Below are 21990 nucleotides of genomic sequence, written 5' to 3' on the forward strand. Positions count from 1 at the left end.
GCGTACTTGATCCGTCCTGTTTCCGAGCTTATGTCGGATGGCATTCTGCCGGAGTTGTTAACCCAGCCATGAACAGCACAGCGCCTCTTGATGTTGGCGATCATCCTCACATCACCTTCCCGCAAGGGCTGGATCTTGAATGTGGGGTGCATCTCGCTCCGATCGATGTTGCTTACCGTACCTACGGCACCCTTTCAGAAAAGCGCGATAACGCCATTATGGTGTGTCATGCCTTTACGGCGGACCAGTATGTGGCGGAAACCCACCCGCTGACAGGCAAGCCTGGCTGGTGGACGCGCATGGTGGGACCGGGGCTGCCGATTGATACCAACCGCTTTTTTGTTATTTGCACCAACGTGCTGGGTGGCTGCATGGGCAGCACAGGGCCGCGGTCAGTGCGTTCGGATGAAAAAGGGGACGGCGTTGAGCGCTGGGGCACGGATTTTCCCCCCATCACCATTCGGGACATGGTGCGCGCGCAATATATGCTGGTGCGGCATCTGGGTATTGAACGTCTGTTTGCTGTGGTGGGCGGCTCCATGGGCGGCATGCAGGTGCTGGAATGGGCCGTGACCTATCCGCACATGATGCTGGCCGCGATGCCTATTGCGACGTCTCCGTTTCATTCCGCACAGAATATTGCGTTCAATGAAGTGGGGCGGCAGTCCATTTTTGCTGATCCGGACTGGTATGGCGGCCGCTACTGGGAGCATGGCGTGGTACCCGCACGGGGCTTGGCTGTGGCCCGCATGATGGCGCACATTACCTATCTTTCAGAGGAAGCGTTGACCCGCAAGTTCGGTCGGCGGGTGCGCAAGGACCCTTCCAACGCGGAAGCGCCAGAGGCCTCCCTCTCCATGTTCAGTGATATCTTTGAGGTGGAATCTTACCTGCGTTATCAAGGGTCTGCCTTTGTGCGGCGGTTTGATGCCAATTCCTATCTCACCATCACGCGGGCCATGGACTGGTTTGATCTGGCCGCCGAACATGATGGGGAACTGCCCGCTGCTTTTGCAGGAACCCCGGTGCGGTTCTGTGTGGTGTCTTTCACGTCTGACTGGCTGTTCCCGACCTCAAGCGCCCGCTATCTGGTGCGGGCTTTGAATCAGGCTGCCGCCAACGTTTCCTTTGTGGAAATCGACACAGACAAGGGGCACGATTCCTTCCTGCTGGATGAACCGGATTTTGACCGCACGGTACGCGGTTTTCTGTGTGGTGTTGCCGAACATGCGGGACTGCGCTGATGCGTCTTGACCAACGGCTGATTGCCGAAATGATTGAACCGGGAACCCGTGTGCTGGATATTGGCAGCGGAGACGGTACGCTGATTGATCATCTGTTCCGGCTTCGGGGCTGTGATGCGCGTGGCATTGAAATTGACATGCGTGAGGTGACGCGTTCCGTTGCGCATGGATTGCCCGTGGTGCATGGCGACGCCGACCACGATCTTGCCCATTATCCCGATGGTGCGTTTGACTATGTGGTGTTGCAGCGGACGTTGCAGGCTGTGGAGCGCCCGCGTGAGGTGCTGCGCCAGATGTTACGCATAGGCCGACACGCCATTGTTTCCTTCCCGAATTTCGGGCACTGGCAATTACGGCTGATGTTGCTGTTCAGCGGGCGGATGCCCATGACGACTGTCTGGCATACGCCATGGTACGACACGCCGAACATTCATCCCTGTACCATTCGGGATTTTCTTGCCCTGTGTCAGGAGGAAGGATACTGCGTGCAGAAATGGATGGCCGTGGATGAAGACGGGGAACGCGCACCATGGCGACGCTCCATCCGGCTGGCTAATCTGTTTGGTGAACAGGCTCTGTTTCTGCTGGGGCGTAAAGAGGATTGTGAGCCAGAAAAGGCCCTTTCACGTAAAAGATGAAAGTCCGGCAGCAAGAGGCACGGTAGCATCAGTTTGAATAGCGTCCTCAATAGCTCTTCCAAGGCAAGGCGCTGATCTAAGCGGCAGTGTAATCACTTCCGTGTGGAAGGGCTTTCCTTGGTGTTCACTTTGCAAAATAGGCAACGGGTAGGGGATGCGTGCACGACGCCGCGTTTGCTCTTCCGAACCCTGTAACAGAGGGTTCGCAGTACTTGGAAAGGCAAGGCAGTCTATCAGTTCTCAGTGAAAACGCGTTGTAACAAAAAATAGTGAGGGGTAACGCTTTTCCTTGCCAAAGTTTCTTCTTAAAAATTTGTTAGATTGTTTGCAAATTAAGAGAACTTTTACTCCGCTAATTCTTTCCTTTGTTTTGGAAACTTTATTTCAGATATCTAAAGATTTTGCATAGCGGCCGTAATTTATGTCAAAATAAAACTAACATAAAAAAGAACGAAGCTGTGCTCTTAAAGACTTTCTTTTAGGACCAAAATGGTACGGAAGGCTTGCGGGACCAGAAAAGTCCTCTTATATACTGGATGGCGAGGGCAGAGTTTTCAAAAAGATTTCCAGAAAATGAACGACGCTGCCACCATTTGTTACAAAAAGTTCATGCATGCACGTGCACGGCTGTTTCGAGTGAGAAATAGGCGGTGTGTAGGCTGAAGTTCAAGGTGCGCAACTGAAAAGGGGTGATTTCGTCTCGTTTTTCAGGCAGCACGAAGAGGTTTTTGCCCTGATGACTACGTTTTCCGATCTGAAGCTTGCTGAGCCCCTGTTGAAGGCGCTTGCTGAGGAGGGGTATGAAAACCCCACCCCCATTCAGGCTCAGTCCATCCCTCATTTGCTGGCCGGGCGTGATCTGCTTGGTCTCGCCCAGACCGGCACCGGGAAGACGGCGGCTTTTGCTCTGCCGATTCTGGACCATCTGCTGAAGAACCCCAAACCTGCGGGCCCTAAAAAAGCACGCGTTCTTATTCTTGCCCCCACGCGTGAACTGGTTTCCCAGATCAGTGAGAGCTTCAAGGCTTATGCGCGCCACATGAAATTCACGCAGGCCGTGGTTTTTGGTGGTGTCGGGCAGGGGCGGCAGGTTGAAGCCATGCGCCGCGGTGTGGATGTGCTGGTGGCGGCTCCGGGCCGTCTGCTGGACCTGATCGGCCAAGGTTATATTGATCTTTCCGCGCTTGAAGTTCTGGTGCTGGATGAAGCAGACCGTATGCTGGATATGGGGTTTGTGCGCGACATCAGCCGTATCATGACCTTCCTGCCGGCAAAACGGCAGACGCTGCTGTTCTCTGCCACCATGCCGCGCAGCATTGCAGATCTGGCCAGTTCGCTGCTGCATGATCCTGCAAAGGTGGAAGTAACGCCGCCCTCCAGCACGGTGGATCGTATCCAGCAGGCTGTGATGTTTGTGGATGGGTCAAACAAGCGCGATGCGCTGCTGACACTGGTGGAATCTCCCAAGGTGGTTCGCGCTGTGGTGTTCACGCTGATGAAGCATGAAGCCAACAAGGTTGCGGAATTCCTCAACAAGAACAGCATCGTGGCGGAAGCCATTCACGGCAACAAATCCCAGGGTGCACGTGAACGCGCCATGAAGGGGTTCCGGGCTGGCAGCGTGAAAGTGCTGGTGGCGACCGATATTGCTGCTCGCGGGATTGACGTGGATGATGTCAGTCACGTCTTCAATTACGATCTACCGAATGTGCCGGAAAGCTACGTTCACCGTATTGGCCGTACGGCGCGTGCGGGGCGTGATGGCTGGGCCGTTTCCTTCTGTGATCCGGAACAGCGGGCATGGCTGCGCGACATTGAGAAGACCATCGGCAAGTCCATTCCGGTTGTGCGCGATCATCCGTGGCATTCCATGGACGCTGAAAACTCTACCATGCGCCCCCCTGTTCTGGGTGGTGGCGGTGGCCGTGGGCGCGGTGGTCCGCCGCGTGGCGGTGCTGGTGGCCGGGGTCGTGGTGGTCCGCCGCGCGGTGGTGCTGGCGGGCGGTCAGGCGGTGGCCGACCAGCCGCTGCGGGCCGAGTGCATTAAAAAGCACACCATAGAGATTGTGGTTATAGAAAAGGCTGCTTCGGGAAACCGGAGCAGCCTTTCTTTTTTTGACAGAATGGGGTCTCGGGCAGGCGGATAGCTTCGTAATTTCTAGGCAAATACACGGGAGAGATGCGGTAACTGACCGCGCCTAATAAAATCCCCTAAATGGCACGGCGGTACCCCCTGTTATTTTGAAGGTATGGTCAACCGGAGCGAGACCGGGCAGTGGTCGGAGAGAATGGCTTGGTCGGTGCCCTGATAAACCAGAACGCGCAGAGAGTTTTTTTCTTCCCAGTGCATGGCGGGGCCGCCCAGAAGGATATGGTCGATAAAATAGGTGCCCCCTTCGCACGGGCTGGCGTGGCCTGCCGTGGTCAGGCGCAGCGGACCGCTTTGAAGAAGACTAAGAAAAAGCGGATCATGAGGGGTGAGGCGCCGGTTAAAATCTCCCATGATCAGGAATGCGTCCTTCGCGTTCTGTCGAGCGGCAATCCAGTTTTTGAGAGCGGAAAACTGCTGGAACAGAACGGGGCAGGCGTGCTTTCTTTCTTCTGGTGGATTATCCCAGCAGCCCGTTTTTAGGTGCACAACCAGAACCCGCAGGCTGGTTGAGCCTTCATGCACCGTCAAATCCAGGCCGCTCCGCAGTGGATGGGGTGCTCCTGCTGAAACATCAAGCTCCGTTACGTCGGGGTTGCGTGTAACAGTCAGGCCTTGGCGAATGGCTATTCCCGTATGTTGGGTAACGTGATCGCCGGATAGGAAGAGCTGGTACTGTCCGGGCGGGAAAACACGGCTCAAAGAAGGGATGGCATCCACTTCCTGAACCCCAATAATATCCGCATCAAGGGAGCGCGCGTAACCGGCCAAAGCAGTGAAATCGGCTGCGTTACGATGGGGAATGTCAGAAGGTAACGGTTGGGCTGGGGGCTGATTTTCGTCCACCAGCCAGTCCATGTTCCAGGTCGCGATTTTCAGGGTGCGGGCATAAGCCGTTGGTGTGGCGGCCAGCACAATAGCCAACACCAAAAACACCAGAAAACCATAAGTGGGGTAAAAGCAGGTCAGGCGGGGCCTGAGCCCCGCCTTGGTGTGTTGGAACGCCTCTAGCCTGTTATCAGGCTGCTTCGCTTTCCAGTCGGCTGATTGTTTCCGGGATGGAAACGGTAGTGCGTGTCTGTTCATCCAGAATGCTGATTTCGCCCGAGCCGATGTCATAGAACCAGCCTTGCAGGAAGAGTGTCCCGCGCGCCAGCCCTGCCACAACAGCGGGGTGTGTTTTCAGGTGTGCAATCTGGAGAAGCACATTGCGTTCAGAAAGAGTGCGGACGTTGGATGGGCCAGCGTCTTCTGCCTTTAACTCTCCCATGGAGGCACGGGCCGCTTCTGCGTTGCGCAGCCATGTTGCGACGGTCGGCATGCTGTCCAGCCCACTCTTTTTGGGAGCGAGAAGGGCTTTCATAGCACCGCAGTCAGAATGACCGCACACAATAATGGCAGAGACACCAAGCCCTAGGACTGCGTACTCAATGGCGGAAGAAACGCCACCCAGCATTTCGCCATACGCGGGAACAATGTTGCCAATGTTGCGCAGAATAAAGAGATCACCCGGTTCAGTCTGGGTAATCAGGTTGGGGTTGATCCGGCTATCCGCGCAGGCAATGAACAGGGCGTCCGGAGATTGGCCGCTCGCCAGAGAGGCGAACAGTTTCTCTTTTGCCGGGAACACCTCGGTATTGAAATGTTCAACGCCGCGAAGAAGCGAAAGGAGGCTGGATCGGGCTTCAGAACATGTGGGCATATAAGCGGCTCCAAATTAAAGCAGTCAGAGAAATCTCTATCACCATTTGATATGGCGACATCTTAGAGTTGCTTTAAACGCATAGCACCCCATATTTTTCCGTGACTCTGAAATTTTTTTTAAAGAAACCGGAAAGGGGTTTTAAATCAACGACCTAAAGAGTCTGACTTGTTGGGGAGGCTAACAGAAACAGCCATACCGTCTTGGGTTGGGTAAACTGTTTCTGTCGGGTGGAGAGAAAGGTGTGGATTGATGCGTGCTCAGGTGAGCGGATCTTCTTCTTCAGGCTCGCTCAACTGGTCGGCCGGGTGCCGCACAGGGGGCGGAGCCGTGCGGGTGCGGGTCGGGGTTTCCGTCTGGCGGCGCGTGAAGTTTGCACCCAAGGTTGCCAGCTCCAGGAAGTTATCGGCCTGACGGCGCAGATCATCCCCAATCAGTGGCGGGCTTGAACGCATGGAAGAAACCACAGAAACGCGAGTGCCTTGCCGCTGCACGGCTTCCACCACCCGGCGGAAATCGGAATCACCCGTGAAGAGAATGGCGTGATCAATATGAGGCGCCATTTCCATCATATCGACGGCGATCTCTATTTCCATATTTCCTTTTACGCGACGCTTGCCTGTTGCATCGGTAAATTCGCGTGCGGGCTTTGTAACCAGAAAATAGCCGTTATAGGACAGCCAGTCAGTCAGCGGCTTGAGGGGGGAGTAATCCTCGGTATCAAGAATGGCAGCGTAATAATACGCGCGGATAACGTGCGTCTTTGAGGCAAAGAAATCTAAAAGTTTTTTATAATCGACATCAAAGCCCAGGCTTCTTGAGGTAGAATAAAGGCTGGAACCGTCAATAAAAAGACAGGTTCTTTCATCTTTTTTCAGATTCATTTGGTGGTCGTCCTTTAATATATAACCCAAAGGTATTGTGAAATTTCGTTAAAATTGGGGCCAGGTTCGGACACAAAACACTTGGCACTACATAACTATACTGCTGATTGTGGAAAAAGATATATCACCAAACATGAAATTCTGGAAGGGTGCGGAAATGGTACTGATTGCAGTGGGGGCTAATCTGCCGCTTGGCGGGCAGGAGGCATTAACAACATGCCATAAGGTGGTTGAAACGTTGCGTGCCCTGCCTGGGTTGCATGTTATTGGGGTCTCACGCTGGTATGAAAGTGCACCCGTGCCACCATCCGGGCAACCTCCTTATATAAATGGTGTGATCCGCGCGACCACAACCCTGACGCCCGACGCCTTGCTGGCAGCATTACAACAGGTGGAGCTGGATTTTGGGCGCGAACGGTCAGTGCGTAATGCAGCCCGCACGCTTGATCTCGATATTATAGCTTTTGATGCATTGTGTCAGAATCTGCCTCATCTTACCTTGCCGCACCCCCGTGCGCATGAGCGTGCTTTTGTCCTGCTCCCGCTGCGCGATGTGATGCCGGACTGGGTTCATCCGGCTACCGGGCAGAGGCTGGAGGCCATGCTGGCGCAAGTTGCAGGGCAGGAAATCCGGCAAATTCAGGAATAGCCTCTTCCTTGTGGTCGGGGGATGAGGTAATATGTTCTTTCTATATCTTGTAGCTGAATTGTCTGGAGGCTCTTCGTAATGGCCCGCGTCACCGTCGAAGACTGCGTAGAGAAAGTCCCGAACCGTTTTGAACTGGTGCTGTACGCGGCCCAGCGCGCCCGTAATATCTCTCGTGGTGAAGAGCTTACCATTGACCGTGATAATGACAAGAATCCGGTTGTGGCGCTGCGTGAAATTGCGGACGAAACGGTCAAGCTGTCTGATCTGCGCAATGATCTGATCCGTTCTCAGGCCCGTGAGCCCGAACCCGAACCTGTGGATGAAGAAGTGCAGGATCTGGTGCCGACCGAGCAGAATATCTTTGGTCTGCAGGAAGTCTCCCCTGAAGAAGAAGCCGCTGATGATGCTGGCGCTGTTGAAGCAGCTCTGAGCGGCCGCGCTCGTCGGTAAGAGCGTGTGACGCAGGCAGGGCGCGAAAACCAGACGGGGACAATTGTTCCTGTGGTAGAGGCCGGAAGGCCTGATGCGCCACTGCCTGCCGTGGTGAAAGATGGCAACGCTGTTGCCGCTGTGCCCGAAAAAACGGGCGCGGTGATGTGAACTGCGAGCGGTTGGTCAACGTGGTGCGTGAGTACGCACCTGCGGCCGATGTTGACCTTATCCGCCGAGCCTTTGCTGTCGCGAAGAAAGCCCATGAGGGCCAGCTTCGGGACAATGGCGATCCCTACATAACGCACCCTTTGGCCGTTGCCATGATTCTGGCAGGCTTTCGTCTGGATGTGCCGTCCATCCTGACCGGGCTGCTGCATGATACAATTGAAGATACCGGCGTAACGCAGGATGATCTGCGAGCCCAGTTTGGGGATACGGTAGCAGATCTGGTGGATGGGGTGACCAAGCTTACACGCTTGGAACTTCAGTCCGACCGTACCAAGCAGGCGGAGAATTTCCGCAAGCTTGTGCTGGCCATGTCCAAGGATATCCGCGTTCTGCTGGTCAAACTGGCAGATCGTCTCCACAACATGCGCACGTTGCATTTTGTGGAACGTGTGGACCGCCGCCAGCGTATTGCGCGGGAAACGCTGGATATCTACGCCCCCCTTGCCGAACGTATCGGTATGGATCGGGTCAAGACAGAACTTCAGAACCTGTCCTTTGCCCAGCTTGAACCGGAAGCAGATGTCACCATCCGGGCACGTCTGAACTATCTGCGTGGCCAGGGTGCTGATGTTATTGAGGAAGTGCGGCGCGAGTTGCTGCGCCTGTGCCATGAAGCCGGCCTGAAAAACGTCCATGTTTCGGGGCGGGAGAAATCTCCCTATTCCATCTGGGAGAAAATGCAGCGCCGGAATGTGGCGTTTGAACAGCTTTCAGACATCATGGCTTTTCGCGTGATCGTGGAAACGCGGGAAGACTGTTACATGGCGTTGGGTGCCGTGCATGCCGCCTATCCCGTTATTGCTGGCCGCTTCAAGGATTATATCTCAACCCCCAAGGCCAACGGATATCAGAGCCTTCACACGGGGGTAACGCTGCGGTCTCCGCGTAACCAGAAGATAGAAGTACAGATTCGTACGTCTGCCATGCATGATGTGGCAGAAAACGGGGTGGCCGCGCACTGGGCTTACAAGGAAGGCACGGCAGAGGATGAAAGCGGTCCCGCCAGCTTCCGGCGTCCGCGCTGGGTGCAGGATCTGCTCGAAATTCTGGAAGCCTCCTCCGCGCCAGACGAATTTCTCGAAAACACCAAGCTCGAACTTTATCAGGATCAGGTTTTCTGCTTCTCCCCTAAGGGGCAGCTTATCTCGCTGCCGCGCGGGGCGACGCCCGTTGATTTTGCTTATGCCGTGCATAGCCAGATTGGGGATTCCTGCGTAGGCGCCAAGATCAATGGCCGCCTGATGCCGCTGCGGCATGAATTGCAGAACGGGGATCAGGTTGAAATCATGACCGCACGCGGGGGGGCTCCGTCCCCTTCGTGGGAGCGGTTTGTGGTCACCGGCAAGGCGCGCGCACGCATCCGCCGTTATGTGGCGGCCCAGCAGCGGCAGACCTATCTGGATAACGGGCGCGCGGCTCTGGCCAAGGCCTTCCGGCAGGAAGGGGTTGATGGGTCTGAAAAGGTTATTGAACCAACCCTGAAAGGCCTGAAACAAAGCTCCCTGCAGGATCTGTATGTTGCGGTTGGCAACAACAATCTGAGCGCGCGGGATGTGGTGTATGCGGCCTATCCGGAGTTGCGTCGGGCGTCACGCGCACCGCGTATGGTGCCGGGTCTTCCGGGTGTGCTGGGCACGGCTGGCCCCCGTCCACGCGCTCCTGCGCCAGCATCTGGTGGTGGGCGGCGTTCGGGCGGAAGCATCCCTCTGGTCGGACTCGGCCCGGGAGTTGCCGTCCATTTTGCCGCCTGCTGCCATCCTTTGCCGGGAGACCGGATTGTTGGGGTGGTTGCAACCGGCAAGGGCGTAACCATTCACACTCGTACCTGCCAGACGCTGGAAAGCTTTGCCGCCACGCCAGAACGCTTTCTGGATGTGGACTGGGATTATGACGCCATGGCCCGCGTGGGTGCGGCGGAAATGCGGGTGGGGCGTATTTCAATCGTGGCGGAAAACGAGCCTTCAGTTCTGGCTACCATTACCAACGCCCTCTCCAAGAGCGACGCCTCCATGGTGAACCTCAAGATTGTTCACCGGCAGCTTGATTTCATGGAGATTCTGGTAGATGTGGAAGTGCGCGATCTTCGGCATCTCTCGTCTGTTATCGCGGGATTGAGGGCTGCGCCGGGCATTGCGCAGGCCGACAGGGCGCGCTCATGAAAACCATGATATCCTTTGGCGGGAGTGTAAGGGTATGACGGTGATTGCCGCCGGGGTGGACCTGTGCGACATGCGCCGGATTGAGAAAGCGATAGAGCGGTTTGGCTCCCGTTTTCTTGAGCGTGTTTTTACACCTGTTGAAAGGGCGCGGGCGGAGCGTCGTTCCGGGCAGGCGCGTATAGGTGCCTACGCCAAGCGCTGGGCCGCCAAGGAGGCCTGCGCCAAGGCCTTGGGGACAGGATTTGCTCAAGGGGTGGCGCATAGTCTGATCGGGGTGGACAATCTGCCGTCAGGGCAGCCTACTTTGGTGCTGACAGGTGCGGCGCAGATGCGGTTTGCCGCGCTGATACCAGCAGGATGTCGCTCTCATCTAGTGTTGAGCATGACGGATGAACCTCCTTACGCTTTTGCGGAGGTCATTATCTCGGTGACTTCGGCTTGACATCGGGGAGGGGGCACGGCTTCATCCCTCACGATTTCTCTTTATTAGAACGAATGCAAAACAGGCGATGCAGGACATGACCAAACTGGAACATCCTCCCTCAGAGGCAGGCGTGGATCGTCCCGCATCAACTGGGCAGGTTATTCTGGAATATGCACGAACCATCATTGTGGTGGTTCTGATTGTTACCGTGGTACGGACTTTCCTGTTTGAATCCTTCGTGATTCCCTCAGGCTCCATGATTCCCACTCTTCAGGTGGGTGATTACATCTGGGTCTCCAAATACAGCTACGGCTATTCAAAATATTCCCTGCCGTTTTCCCCTAATCTGTTTGAGGGGCGTATCTGGCCCGGCACCCCGCATCGGGGCGATGTCGCTGTGTTCCGTTTCACCAAAGATACATCGGTTGATTACGTTAAACGGATTGTTGGTCTGCCGGGTGATCATATTCGGGTAACGGCGGGGCATTTGTATCTGAATGACAAGCCTGTGCCCTGTGCTGATCCGCATCCCTATACAGCCGTGGATGAATCTCAGGTTTCCATGGAAGGGGAGGCCTGTGAGGAGCAGCTTCCTGCCAGCGATGGGGCTGGGGTGGTCGCGCATCAGGTGCTCAAGCTGATGGATGATGGCACGCAGAACAATACGCCGGATTATGTCGTGCCGCCGGGTTATTTCTTTGCCATGGGCGACAACCGTGATGACAGTGCGGATAGCCGCTTCATGGGAGACGGACCGAAGGATCTGGGCTTTGTGCCTATGGAAAATCTGGTGGGAAAAGCGCAGCGGGTGTTTTTCTCGATCGATTCCGCCCATCCGGGATGGCAGTTCTGGTACTGGCCGGTTGAAATCCGGTGGGCGCGCCTGCTTCGGAGTGTGACGTGAGCCGCGACCGTGCCGGTGTAGATCTGCATCCTGCGGCGGAAGCCCTGCAGCAACGGCTTGGATATCGTTTTGTAAAACCTGCCTTGTTGCATGAGGCGCTGACCCATCGTTCTGCTGCTTATCAGAACGCGGGTGGGCGGCGGCGCTCACAGAAAACCAAAGGTGCAGGCTCCAACGAGCGGCTGGAGTTTATGGGAGACCGCGTTCTGGGGCTCCTGATGGCGGAATGGCTGCTGGAGCGTTACCCTGATGAGCAGGAAGGGGCGTTGGGTTCCCGATTGGCGCATCTGGTCTCCAGAAATACGTTGGCGGAAATTGCCGATCGTTTTGAGCTGGCGGGTTATCTGACGGTTGCGGCGCATGAAGCGCGTGTTGGCGTGCAGGCAACAGCCAGCGTGGTGGCGGACGCGTTAGAGGCCGTTCTGGGAGCCGTGTTTCTGGATGGCGGCCTTGATCCTGCCCGCAAAATTGTGCGTCAGGCCTGGAAACCTATGCTTGATGCGCAGGCGCGCCCCCGAAGGACCCTAAAACTGCGTTGCAGGAATGGGTTCTGGCGCGGGGGCAGGTTCTGCCGGTTTATGAAACAATAGGGGCAGATGGTCCCTCACATGCCCCCCTGTTTGTGGTGGAAGTTCGCGCGGGTGGGCAGAGCGGAGAAGGGCGTGCTGGAAGCAAGCGTGCGGCGGAAAGCGCCGCAGCCGCCAGTCTGCTTGAAAAATTGGAAGGCACACGTCATGGCTGAAACAACACGGTGCGGGTTTGCAGCGTTGGTGGGAGCCCCCAATGCGGGCAAATCCACCTTGCTGAACCGCATGACTGGAGCAAAGCTCTCCATTGTCAGCCCCAAAGCTCAGACCACGCGCTTTCGGGTGCTGGGTATTCTCATGCGCGAGCATACGCAGATTCTGCTGGTGGATACCCCCGGTATCTTCCGTCCGCGCCGCAAGCTGGATCGCGCCATGGTGGCGGCAGCCTGGACTGGTTCGGATGATGCAGACATCACATTATTGCTGGTGGACGCCAAATCGGGCCTGACGGAGGCGGTGGCAGAAATCATTGATCGGCTGGCCAAGGCCGGACGCAAGATCTGGCTGGTGCTGAACAAGACGGATCTGGTCACACCGGAGGTTCTGCTTCCGCTTACTGCGGCCATTACCGAAAAACTGACTGTTGAACATGTGTTCATGGTCAGTGCACGGTCTGGCAGCGGGGTGGATGATCTGCTTGATCGTCTGGCAGAAAATCTGCCGGAAGGGCCGTATCTTTACCCGGAAGATGATCTGACAGACCTGCCGGACCGCCTGCTGGCGGCGGAACTGGTGCGGGAGCAGATTTTCATGCAGACGCATGAGGAAGTGCCCTACGGCGCAACGGTCGAGACGGAAAGTTACAAGGAACGACCGGATGGTTCAGTGCGGATTGACGCGACCATCTATGTCTCCCGTGCAGGGCACAAGGCAATCCTGATTGGTGAACGCGGGCAGAAAATCCGCCAGATTGGTGAGCGCGCCCGCAAGCAGCTTTCGGCTTTGCTGGAACGGCCCTGCCATCTGTTTCTGAACGTGAAAGAACGCTCCGGATGGGATGAAGAACGCGCCCGTTTGCGCGCGATCGGACTGGATGATGTGCCATAAGGCAGTGCTCCCGGCTTGTGGCCTCGGCGTATGAAGGATAAGAGAAGGCAGCTTGCCCTGCCCCCTAGCTGAGCAGGGCCTAATTTCAGACTTGTACTGCGTGATCGAGGGCCAATGACTGCTTCCACAGGCGAAACGCCAAGCCGCAAACGGGTGTTGCTCAAGGTGTCTGGTGAGGCTCTGATGGGTGACGGTGCCTTCGGGGTTGATCAGAAAACGGTCGAACGGATTGCCAACGATGTGGCGGATGTTGTTCGGGGTGGCGTGGAAGTCTGCCTTGTGGTGGGTGGCGGAAATATTTTCCGCGGTCTGGCCGCAGCCGCAAAGGGCATGGACCGCGCCCAGGGTGACTATGCCGGGATGCTGGCGACTGTCATCAACGCGCTGCTTTTGCAGAATGCGTTGGAACGCGAACAGATTACAACCCGTGTGATGTCCGCCATTCATATGTCATCCATCGCTGAGCCCTATATCCGGCGGCGAGCTGTCAGGCATATGGAAAAAGGGCGGGTAGTTATTTTTGCGGCTGGTACCGGAAACCCGTTCTTTACAACCGATACAGCAGCCGCCTTGCGGGCTGCGGAAATGGAATGTGACGTGCTGCTGAAAGGCACGCAGGTTGATGGTGTCTATTCGGCTGATCCCAAGCAGGATGCCGCTGCGGTGCGCTATGAGCAACTGACCTATATGGATGTGCTGGCCAATCAGCTGAATGTTATGGATGCTGCCGCCATTAGTCTGGCGCGTGAAAACAAGCTGCCTATTATTGTCTTCAACATTGGTGAGCCGGGGTCTTTCGGGCGCGTGATGCGCGGAGAAGGGGCCTTTACGCAGATTATTGAAGCTGCCTGATATCATTCAGGCGGCGTGCATGCTGCTTGCTTGTCTAAGGGGTGGGATAAATGCCGCCCAGAGAAACGGGAGAAATAAACCGTGTCTGATCTGAATGCTCTGATGGATGACCTGACGCGCCGTATGGATGGCGCGCTGGACAGTCTCCGCCGTGATTTTGCGGGCCTGCGTTCTGGCCGTGCCAGCCCGGCACTGCTCGAACCGGTGCGTGTGGAAGCCTATGGTGGGGAAGTGCCGCTGACGCAGGTCGGTTCCATTGCTGTACCGGAAGCCCGTATGCTGACCGTACAGGTGTGGGACCGTGGGTTGGTAGGGGCGGTTGAACGTGCCATCCGTGATTCGGGCCTGGGGCTTAACCCCGCAGCTGATGGTCAGATCATCCGCGTGCCCATTCCGCAGTTGACGGAAGAACGCCGCCATGAACTGGCGCGTGCCGCAGCCCGCTACGCTGAAGGTGCCAAGGTGGCCGTGCGCGGTGTGCGGCGTGATGGCATGGACAAAACCAAAGGTTTTGAAAAGAAAAGCGAAATCAGCCAGGATGACGTGAAGACATGGTCTGACGCCATTCAGAAACTGACTGACCAGTATGTGAAAAAAATTGATGATCTGCTGGCTGAAAAAGACCGCGAGATCAAGCAGGTCTGAGGTCTGTGGCGTCAGGTTTTTTTTCTCAGCCTCCTCGTGGTGGATCAGTGCCGGCAATGTCAGCAGGGAAAACGGACAGTAAAGCGATTATCCCTGCGCATGTTGCCGTAATCATGGATGGTAACGGGCGTTGGGCGGCTGAAAGAGGGCTGCCGCGCCTTGCTGGCCATAAGGCCGGGGCAGAGGCCGTTTCCCGCTGTTTGCGGGCAGCCATCCATCGTGGCGTGAAATACCTGACGCTGTATGCGTTTTCCTCGGAAAACTGGCAGCGTGAGCCGACGGAAGTTGCTGACCTCACAAGTCTGCTGCGCTTTTATCTCCGGCACAAGGTTGCGGAATTGCACAGTGAAGGTGTGCGGATCTGCTTTATTGGCGATCTGGCGCGCTTTGATGTTTCCCTGCGCGAGGAACTGGCGCGTGCGGAAACCCTGACGCGCAACAATGGCCGGATCACCCTGTTGCTTGCGCTCTCCTACGGCGGGCGGGGGGATATTGTGCAGGCTGCGCGGCGATTGGCGCAGGCCGTGCAGCAGGGCGACCTGAAACCCGACCAGATTACGGAAACCCTTTTTGCAGACAAACTCTGGACGGCAGGCGTGCCGGACCCGGATGTGGTGGTGCGGACAAGTGGCGAGTTCCGGTTGTCAAACTTTCTGCTCTGGCAGAGCGCCTATGCGGAGCTGGTTTTTCTGGATGTGTTCTGGCCCGACTTCAATGAAGGGCATTTTGCAACCGTGCTGGATACATATGCCCGGCGCGAGCGCCGTTTTGGCGCGCGGCCTTCCGTATGAGTGACGCAGGCAATAAAAGCGCCTGGCGGGATCTGCGGGTTCGGCTTTTGTCCGCTATTGTGCTGGTGGCTGTGGCCGGTATTGGCATTGGCGCGGGCGGCCTGCTGTATCAAATTCTTATTATTGGTGTCATGGCGGGTATGGCGGCGGAAGCCGCTACGCTGCTGGGTGTTTCCGTAAAGTCCTGGCGGGGTATCGTTTACGTGCTCTGGGCGCTGGGTGCCGGGCTGGCAGCGGCAACCGGGCGGTGGGATACCTTCCCCATTTTCTGCGTCACATCTCTGGTTTTCGGCGCGCCTTTGTGCGCCGTCATGTGTGTCATTGTTCTGTCTGGCACTGCGTTGCAATGGTTGCGGCTGGGCGGCGTGATGCCGGTTCTGTTTGTTGTCTGTGTGGTGGTGGCAAGTGATAGCTGCGCTTACCTGACCGGGCGGCTTGTTGGTGGCCCGAAGCTGGCACCACGTATTTCTCCCGGTAAAACACGGTCGGGTGCGGTCGGTGGTCTGGTTGGCGCTGTTCTGGCTGGCAGCCTGATTACGCAGATTTCCGGGCAGGGCGGTATTGCTACGGCTGCGGTCTGGGCTGCGCTACTGGGTGTGGCGGCACAGACGGGTGATCTGGCTGAAAGCGCCATGAAGCGCGCGTTGGGTGTAAAGGATTCAGGAACCCTGTTGCCGGGGCATGGTGGTTTGTTGGACCGTTTTGACGGTCTGGTGGCTGCTGCGCCTCTGGCTGCGGTGGCGTCCTTGTGCGTGGGGGCTGGCGTGCCGTTCTGGCAGGCGGGGCTCCATGCCGTATTCGCGGCTCTGGCAGGGAAACTGCCGGGTTAAGGGTGGATCAGGTGGCTGAAGCCGTGCTGCTCGGTGCCGCCATTGTCTGGGTTGGAAATAAAGACCATGAGAACCGTAACCGTTCTGGGAAGCACTGGCAGTATTGGCTGCTCCACTGTTGATCTGCTTGAGCAGGCGCGGGGGCAGTACCAGGTACGGGCGCTTGTGGGTGGCAAGAACGCAACCCGTCTGGCAGAGCAGGCGCGCAGCCTGAATGCGGAACTGGCTGTGGTTGCGGATGAAAGCGCATTTGAACAGCTTTCTGCCCTGCTAAAGGGCAGCAGCACAAAAGTGGCGTGCGGGCGTCAGGCAGTAATTGATGCGGCAGCGCTTCCGGCAGACTGGACAATGGCGGCCATTACCGGCGCAGCCGGGCTTGAGCCTACCCTTGCTTCTGTGCGGCACGGCAAGGCTGTTGCCTTGGCCAACAAGGAAGCGCTGGTCTGTGCCGGAGATGTCATGCTCCGCGCCGTCAAGGAGGCGGGCGCAACCCTGCTTCCGGTGGATTCCGAACATAACGCTGTGTTTCAGGCCATGGCGGACCGCCAGCTTGATCAGGTGGAAAAAATCATCCTCACCGCATCTGGCGGCCCGTTCCGCAAGGCGTCTGTGGCTGAGATGGAAGCCGCAACGCCCGCACAAGCCCTCAAGCACCCGACCTGGAGCATGGGGGCAAAAATCAGCATCGATTCCGCCACCATGTTCAACAAGGGGCTGGAAGTGATTGAGGCAGCCCGTATTTTCGATCTGACAGAAGACCGGATTGATGTGCTGGTGCACCCTCAGTCCGTCGTGCACGGCATGGTGCAATATACGGATGGTAGTCTGATCGCCCAGATCGGATCAGCCGACATGCGGATTCCCATCGCGCATACGCTGGCATGGCCCAAGCGGATGGCCACCACCTCTCCTCGTCTCGATCTGGCGGCTTATGCCACATTGGAGTTTTCAGCGCCTGATGAGCAGCGTTTCCCGGCGCTGCGGCTGGCTCGTGAGGCATTGCGTGCGGGCGGGGCTGCATCCGCCATTCTGTCCGCCGCCAACGAGGTGGCGGTAGAGGCTTTCCTGAACGAACAGATTGGCTTTCTGGACATTGCCCGTGTTGTGGAACGCGTGATGACCAAGCTGGGGGCACCGCCTGCCGATACGCTGGAGGCCGTTCTGCATTGGGATGAACAGGCCCGACGGGAGGCGCTGGCTCTGACTCCTGCCTACGCGGGTTGAGTTCACGCACGTTTGAGCCGATACTCGGATTATCATGATACACGAATACCTGCGTACACTTGTTTCCTTCGCCTTTGTCCTGGGCGTGCTCGTGACTATTCACGAACTGGGGCACTATCTGGCAGCCCGCTGGCGGGGGGTGCATGTGGAGGTGTTCTCTCTCGGCTTCGGACCGGCACTGTTCCGCTGGCATGATCGCAGTGGAACGGAATGGCGTATCTGCCCCATTCCGCTGGGCGGCTATGTGCGCCCTCACGGGTTTGAGGACCCAGAGGACGCTACGCCGGAACAGAAAGCAGCCTGGATTCCGGGCCGCACATTTCATGATAAATCCGTTGCGTCACGCGCTATCGTCATTCTGGCAGGGCCGGTTTTCAACTTCCTGCTGGCTATTGTGCTGTTTACCCTGCTGTTTTCTACGGCAGGGCAGCCCTCAGTGCGGAACGAGATCGCCTCTGTTGTCTCTAATGGTGCAGCGGCGGCAGCCGGGGTACAGCCTGGAGACGTCATTCGTAGAATCGGCACGCATCAGGTAACCGGCGTGGAAGATGTGCAGGGCACCGTTATGGCGGAGCCAGGCGCACAGACAACGCTGACCGTACGCCGCAATGGGCAGGACATGGACCTTCCCATCACCATCGGAAGTGTTACGGACTCGGCCAGCAGCAAGCCGCATGGTCAGTTGGGTGTGATGTTTGCAACAGAGGTTGGTAAACCCATGTCCGTGCTCCATGCCGTTGTGGCGGGTGTGGAGGAAACCTGGAAAGTTTCCGTTCAGACGCTGCAGGGCGTTTGGCAGATCCTGACAGGCCAGCATACGGCCAAGGATCTGGGCGGTCCGCTCAAGATTGCTCAGCTTTCCGGGCAGGTGGCGCAGTATGGTTTTGCCAGTCTGCTGTCTTTCATGGCTTTGCTTTCTGTAAACCTCGGTCTAATAAATTTATTCCCCGTGCCGCTTCTTGATGGTGGCAGACTGGTTTTTTATGCCATAGAAGCACTCAGGGGACGTCCGGTCTCGAAGCGGATTCAGGAAATCAGTTTTCAGGCTGGGTTTGCCGTTCTTGCGGGTCTGTTCTTGTTTTCGACGTTTAATGATCTTTCCAGTTTTGGATTGTTCAAATGGATTGCGTCTCTTGTTGGCTGAATTACAGCAGGGTTGGATCGGAAGAACTTGCGTGACAAGGGTTATATCGGATACGTCCCCCTGCGGGCGGCACAACGGTGGGAGATCGGCTCCTGACTACAGAACGACCCGGATGGAGGGTGGCATATCTTGACGGGTAAGCGTTCAGCCCTTTTTGTTTCTGTCTGCCTTCTTCCTTTCCTTGTTCAGGGAAGCAGTAGCGCATCAGCGGCCGGTAGGGCACCGGCTGTCCAGGCGGACCCACCTGCAGCCGTAACGGCAGAGCGCCAGGGTCGGTTCACTGCCTCCACATCTACTCCGGTGCGTTCCGGGGGGGTGATTGAGGATATTCAGGTCACGGGCAATACCCGGATTGAGACGAATACCGTGCTGTCTTACATGGTGGTACGGCCCGGAGATTCTTTCAGTCAGGATGATCTGGACCGTTCGCTGAAGACCCTCTACGCCACTGGTTTGTTCCGGGATGTGACCCTGCGGCGCGAGGGAAACATCCTGCACGTGCGGCTGGTGGAAAATCCCATCGTCAATCGCATTGTGTTTGAGGGCAATCACGCCGCCAAGGATGAGGACCTGCGGAAGGTTATCTCCCTGCGTCCGCGTGCTGTGTTCTCGGCAGAAAATACGGCTGATGATCGCCAGAAAATTCTTGAGGTCTATGCCCAGAAGGCACGCTATGCCGCTGTGGTGACGCCTCAGGTTATCCGTCTTGCGCATAATCGCGTTGATGTGGTGTTCCAGATCAACGAAGGGCCGCAGACGCTTATCCGCAAAATCGCTTTTGTGGGGAATAAAGCGTTTGGGGAAGCGCGGCTGTCCGGTGTTGTGTCTTCAAAAGAAACAGCCTGGTACCGCTTTTTCTCGTCCTCTGATGAATACAACCCTGACCGTCTGAAATATGACGCGGAACTGCTGCGTCGTTTCTACCTCAGCAACGGGTATGTGGACTTCCAGATCAAGAACGCCACTGGTGAACTCTCACCGGATAGAAAATCGTTCTATGTGACGTTCACGATGGATGAGGGGCCACGGTACCGTTTGGGTAAAGTGGATATTCGCTCCAGCCTGCGCCACGTTCCTGCCAAGTCCCTGCGTAAATACATCGAACTGTTTGCGCACCAGTGGTACGATGGCAAGGCGGTGCAGGATAACGCGACCGATATGGAAGAAACCCTTCAGGCGCAGGGGCATCCCTTTGCCATGGTGCATCCTGAAATTGCCCGAAACCCTGAAAAAGGGGTGGTGAATCTTCTGTTTGATGTCAGCGAAGGGCCGCGTCGTTATATTGAACGGATTGACGTGAACGGAAACACGGTGACGCAGGATAATGTTATCCGTCGCCAGCTTCCGTTTGCGGAAAGCGATCCGTACACACCCAGCTACAAGAAGTATGCCAAGGCCGCGTTGCAGGATCTGGGCTTCTTCAAGAGTGTTTCCATTGATGAAACACCTGGGTCAGCGCAGGATCGCACAAACGTCGCCGTTAGCGTGGTCGAAAAACCCACGGGTGAATTCTCGCTTGGTGGTGGGTATTCAACAGACGTGGGCGTGATTGGTAACATCGGTCTGAAGCAGCATAACCTGCTGGGGACCGGGGTTGATGCCGGTCTGTCCGGCACGATGTCGCTTTGGGAAAAGCAGGCGGATTTCTCTCTGACTAATCCGGCCTTCCTTGGGCGTAACCTGGTTGCCGGTGTGGATATTTTCGGCATCCAGAACAAGTATCAGACCTACCAGAACTACTCAGAAAGCCGGTATGGGATCACGCTCCGTATGGGGTATGCCTATAACCGCTATCTGTCTCAGTCCTGGAACTACAGCCTTATTCGCCGTAGCGTGGGTGATACGTGGAGTGAGTCCTCCTGGTACATTCTGGATCAGTCCGGTAAGTCGCTCCTTTCTCAGCTCAGCACCAATCTGGTGTATGATACCCGCGATAATCACATGGCGCCGCATAGCGGTTACATGGTGTCTGTCGGTGGTGATTTTGCCGGGCTGGGCGGGGATGAACGCTATGTGCGTGGCAAGATCAACGGGGCCTATTACATCCCGCTTGATGATCTGACCAACAGCCATGAATGGACTGCGTCTTTCCGGGCCGGCATGGGGTACATGACGGACTGGGGCGGCGGTCGCCACGATATTATTGATAACTTCTATCTGGGTGGTAACAACCTGCGCGGCTTCCTTGATGGTGGTGCGGGGCCGCGTAGTGTGGGGTATGCCGGACATTCGTCTGAAGATCTGCTGGGCGGCCGGTTCATGTATAACGCCTCGGCTCAGTTGAACTTCCCCATCCCGTTCTTGAGTGACATGGGGGTCAAGGGGCGTGCATTTGTTGATTCGGGTAGTGTGGCCGGACTGCGCGTCCGTCGAAATCTGACAAACCCTGTCACAGATGCGCCTTACTATACGCGTGTGAGTGGTGATACGTTGCGGCCGCGTGTGAGTGCTGGTGCCGGGTTCTCCTGGAAGAGTCCTTTTGGTTTGCTGAACATCGATCTGGGTGTTCCCGTTATGCGTAGCCACAATGACCGCACGCAGCTTCTTCGCTTTGGCTTCGGCCAGCAATTCTGAGGTAATGATGCCCTATTTCTGCAGAAAAGCCGTTTTTGGTGCGGCTCTCCTGTCATTTTCTGTTGCGCTGGCTCCCATGGCCATGGCGCAGAGTTCTGGTGGTGGCGGCTGGTTCGTGCCGAAGGCCGCGCAGCAGCCTGCTCCTCCTCCAGCGGCTCATGCTCCTCACCGTGCAGCACCGGCTCCCGTTCAGTTGCCTGCACCGCCGTCTGACAGTGGAGAAGCAGATCAGGCTCCGCCTGTATTGCCCCTTCCACCCATTCCTTCCGCACCGGATCTTCCAAAAGGTGCTGCACCGCCAACCACCATTATCGGGGTTATCAGCGTCTCTGGCGTAATGCGTCAGTCCTCTGCCGCCATGCAGGTGGAACGTGTTCTTGGTAGCCGCCGGGATGCTTTGGCACAGGATCTGCAGAAAGAGCAGGCTGGCTGGCGTGATGAGCAGCAGAAGCTTCAGGCGCAGGCAAAAACCATGACGTCTGATCAGATCCAGACGCGTGAACGCAGCCTTCAGGCACGCGTCATGAAGGCGCAGCGTGATTTCCGTAACCGTAACCGGATCATTCAGGAAGCCGCTCAGGTTTCTTTGGGCCAGATTGAGCGTGAACTGGTGCAGGTCATTCAGAAAGTTGCGGCATCTCACGGTATGAATCTGGTTCTGCACAGCGAGCAGGTTGCTCTGCATGTGGACGGCCAGGATATTACCAACGAAGTTGCGAAGCAGCTGAACGGTATTCTGCCGGGCGTGTTTATTCCGGAAGCTAATGTGGACCCGGAAGAGCTGGCAAAATCTGGCAAGATGCCGACAACGGCAGACGCAGACCAGCAGCAGGCTGGTTCATCTGAGCCTGCTCCTGTTCCTGCCGCAGCTCCGAAAAAATAA

The 21990-nt window shown here is 56.7% G+C and carries 21 protein-coding genes and 1 pseudogene; 19 read left to right on the forward strand and 3 right to left on the reverse strand.

All coding sequences use genetic code 11. The features are described from left to right. Nucleotides 1-68: 68 nt before the first annotated feature. The 3 genes from metX to ASN_RS13010 all read left to right on the forward strand — a co-directional run bounded on the left by metX (nucleotide 69) and on the right by ASN_RS13010 (nucleotide 3929). Nucleotides 69-1244, forward strand: a complete 1176-nt coding sequence (gene metX / locus ASN_RS13000; RefSeq protein ID WP_035378062.1) for a homoserine O-acetyltransferase MetX — start codon at nucleotides 69-71, stop codon at nucleotides 1242-1244. Beyond that, nucleotides 1244-1882, forward strand: a complete 639-nt coding sequence (gene metW, locus ASN_RS13005) for a methionine biosynthesis protein MetW (RefSeq protein ID WP_058988430.1) — start codon at nucleotides 1244-1246, stop codon at nucleotides 1880-1882. The genes metX and metW overlap by 1 nt, the downstream gene beginning before the upstream one ends. Before the next feature lie 736 nt (nucleotides 1883-2618). Continuing rightward, on the forward strand, nucleotides 2619-3929 hold the full coding sequence (locus tag ASN_RS13010; RefSeq protein ID WP_058988431.1) for a DEAD/DEAH box helicase: 1311 nt from the start codon (nucleotides 2619-2621) through the stop codon (nucleotides 3927-3929). 189 nt (nucleotides 3930-4118) lie between these two features. Here ASN_RS13010 and ASN_RS13015 read toward each other — a convergent pair whose 3' ends face one another. The 3 genes from ASN_RS13015 to ASN_RS13025 form a co-directional block, all read right to left on the reverse strand. Next, a complete protein-coding gene (locus ASN_RS13015; RefSeq protein WP_231948214.1) occupies nucleotides 4119-5117 on the reverse strand; it encodes an endonuclease/exonuclease/phosphatase family protein in 999 nt (332 codons plus the stop codon). Then, nucleotides 5050-5733 carry a carbonic anhydrase gene (locus tag ASN_RS13020; protein ID WP_006557455.1) on the reverse strand — a complete coding sequence of 228 codons (684 nt, stop codon included), beginning with the start codon at nucleotides 5731-5733 and terminating at the stop codon, nucleotides 5050-5052. The genes ASN_RS13015 and ASN_RS13020 overlap by 68 nt, the downstream gene beginning before the upstream one ends. A gap of 260 nt (nucleotides 5734-5993) precedes the next feature. Beyond that, complete coding sequence (locus ASN_RS13025) at nucleotides 5994-6617, reverse strand: LabA-like NYN domain-containing protein (RefSeq protein ID WP_006557454.1); 624 nt, start codon at nucleotides 6615-6617, stop codon at nucleotides 5994-5996. Nucleotides 6618-6750: 133 nt separating this feature from the next. Here ASN_RS13025 and folK point away from each other — a divergent pair, with 133 nt between their 5' ends. The 16 genes and pseudogenes from folK to ASN_RS13100 all read left to right on the forward strand — a co-directional run bounded on the left by folK (nucleotide 6751) and on the right by ASN_RS13100 (nucleotide 21990). After that, complete coding sequence (gene folK, locus ASN_RS13030) at nucleotides 6751-7266, forward strand: 2-amino-4-hydroxy-6-hydroxymethyldihydropteridine diphosphokinase (RefSeq protein WP_039903366.1); 516 nt, start codon at nucleotides 6751-6753, stop codon at nucleotides 7264-7266. Between the two features lie 78 nt (nucleotides 7267-7344). Then, a complete protein-coding gene (gene rpoZ, locus ASN_RS13035) occupies nucleotides 7345-7716 on the forward strand; it encodes a DNA-directed RNA polymerase subunit omega (RefSeq protein WP_006557452.1) in 372 nt (123 codons plus the stop codon). 6 nt (nucleotides 7717-7722) lie between these two features. Continuing rightward, complete coding sequence (locus tag ASN_RS20280; protein WP_157765184.1) at nucleotides 7723-7866, forward strand: hypothetical protein; 144 nt, start codon at nucleotides 7723-7725, stop codon at nucleotides 7864-7866. Continuing rightward, nucleotides 7863-10085 carry a RelA/SpoT family protein gene (locus ASN_RS13040; RefSeq protein ID WP_058988432.1) on the forward strand — a complete coding sequence of 741 codons (2223 nt, stop codon included), beginning with the start codon at nucleotides 7863-7865 and terminating at the stop codon, nucleotides 10083-10085. Before ASN_RS20280 ends, ASN_RS13040 begins: the two co-directional genes overlap by 4 nt. Nucleotides 10086-10119: 34 nt before the next feature. Further along, nucleotides 10120-10527, forward strand: a complete 408-nt coding sequence (acpS, locus tag ASN_RS13045; RefSeq protein ID WP_006557450.1) for a holo-ACP synthase — start codon at nucleotides 10120-10122, stop codon at nucleotides 10525-10527. Nucleotides 10528-10603: 76 nt separating this feature from the next. Then, nucleotides 10604-11413: a signal peptidase I gene (gene lepB, locus ASN_RS13050; RefSeq protein WP_058989333.1), complete on the forward strand. Its 810-nt coding sequence runs from the start codon at nucleotides 10604-10606 to the stop codon at nucleotides 11411-11413. Then, nucleotides 11410-12155, forward strand: a pseudogene (gene rnc, locus ASN_RS13055) (ribonuclease III). The gene lepB and the pseudogene rnc overlap by 4 nt, the downstream one beginning before the upstream one ends. Further along, nucleotides 12148-13047: a GTPase Era gene (gene era / locus ASN_RS13060; protein ID WP_058988433.1), complete on the forward strand. Its 900-nt coding sequence runs from the start codon at nucleotides 12148-12150 to the stop codon at nucleotides 13045-13047. Before rnc ends, era begins: the two are co-directional and overlap by 8 nt. Before the next feature lie 114 nt (nucleotides 13048-13161). Continuing rightward, nucleotides 13162-13899, forward strand: a complete 738-nt coding sequence (gene pyrH / locus ASN_RS13065) for a UMP kinase (protein ID WP_006557446.1) — start codon at nucleotides 13162-13164, stop codon at nucleotides 13897-13899. A gap of 102 nt (nucleotides 13900-14001) precedes the next feature. After that, nucleotides 14002-14544: a ribosome recycling factor gene (gene frr / locus ASN_RS13070; RefSeq protein WP_039903382.1), complete on the forward strand. Its 543-nt coding sequence runs from the start codon at nucleotides 14002-14004 to the stop codon at nucleotides 14542-14544. Nucleotides 14545-14600: 56 nt separating this feature from the next. Further along, a complete protein-coding gene (gene uppS / locus ASN_RS13075) occupies nucleotides 14601-15335 on the forward strand; it encodes a polyprenyl diphosphate synthase (RefSeq protein WP_058988434.1) in 735 nt (244 codons plus the stop codon). Further along, complete coding sequence (locus tag ASN_RS13080; protein ID WP_082666687.1) at nucleotides 15332-16165, forward strand: phosphatidate cytidylyltransferase; 834 nt, start codon at nucleotides 15332-15334, stop codon at nucleotides 16163-16165. The genes uppS and ASN_RS13080 overlap by 4 nt, the downstream gene beginning before the upstream one ends. A 66-nt stretch (nucleotides 16166-16231) precedes the next feature. Further along, the gene (dxr, locus tag ASN_RS13085) at nucleotides 16232-17389 is read left to right on the forward strand and encodes a 1-deoxy-D-xylulose-5-phosphate reductoisomerase (RefSeq protein WP_058988435.1); all 1158 of its coding nucleotides are present in this window, start codon (nucleotides 16232-16234) and stop codon (nucleotides 17387-17389) included. Nucleotides 17390-17420: 31 nt separating this feature from the next. Next, nucleotides 17421-18533: an RIP metalloprotease RseP gene (rseP, locus tag ASN_RS13090; protein ID WP_197603371.1), complete on the forward strand. Its 1113-nt coding sequence runs from the start codon at nucleotides 17421-17423 to the stop codon at nucleotides 18531-18533. 129 nt (nucleotides 18534-18662) lie between these two features. After that, nucleotides 18663-21107, forward strand: coding sequence for an outer membrane protein assembly factor BamA (bamA, locus tag ASN_RS13095; protein ID WP_058988436.1), 2445 nt, complete (start codon nucleotides 18663-18665; stop codon nucleotides 21105-21107). A 4-nt stretch (nucleotides 21108-21111) separates the two neighbouring features. After that, entirely contained in the window at nucleotides 21112-21990 is an 879-nt protein-coding gene (locus tag ASN_RS13100) for an OmpH/Skp family outer membrane protein (RefSeq protein WP_006559476.1), read from the forward strand.

Source organism: Acetobacter senegalensis (assembly GCF_001499615.1).
GTDB classification, from domain to species: domain Bacteria; phylum Pseudomonadota; class Alphaproteobacteria; order Acetobacterales; family Acetobacteraceae; genus Acetobacter; species Acetobacter senegalensis.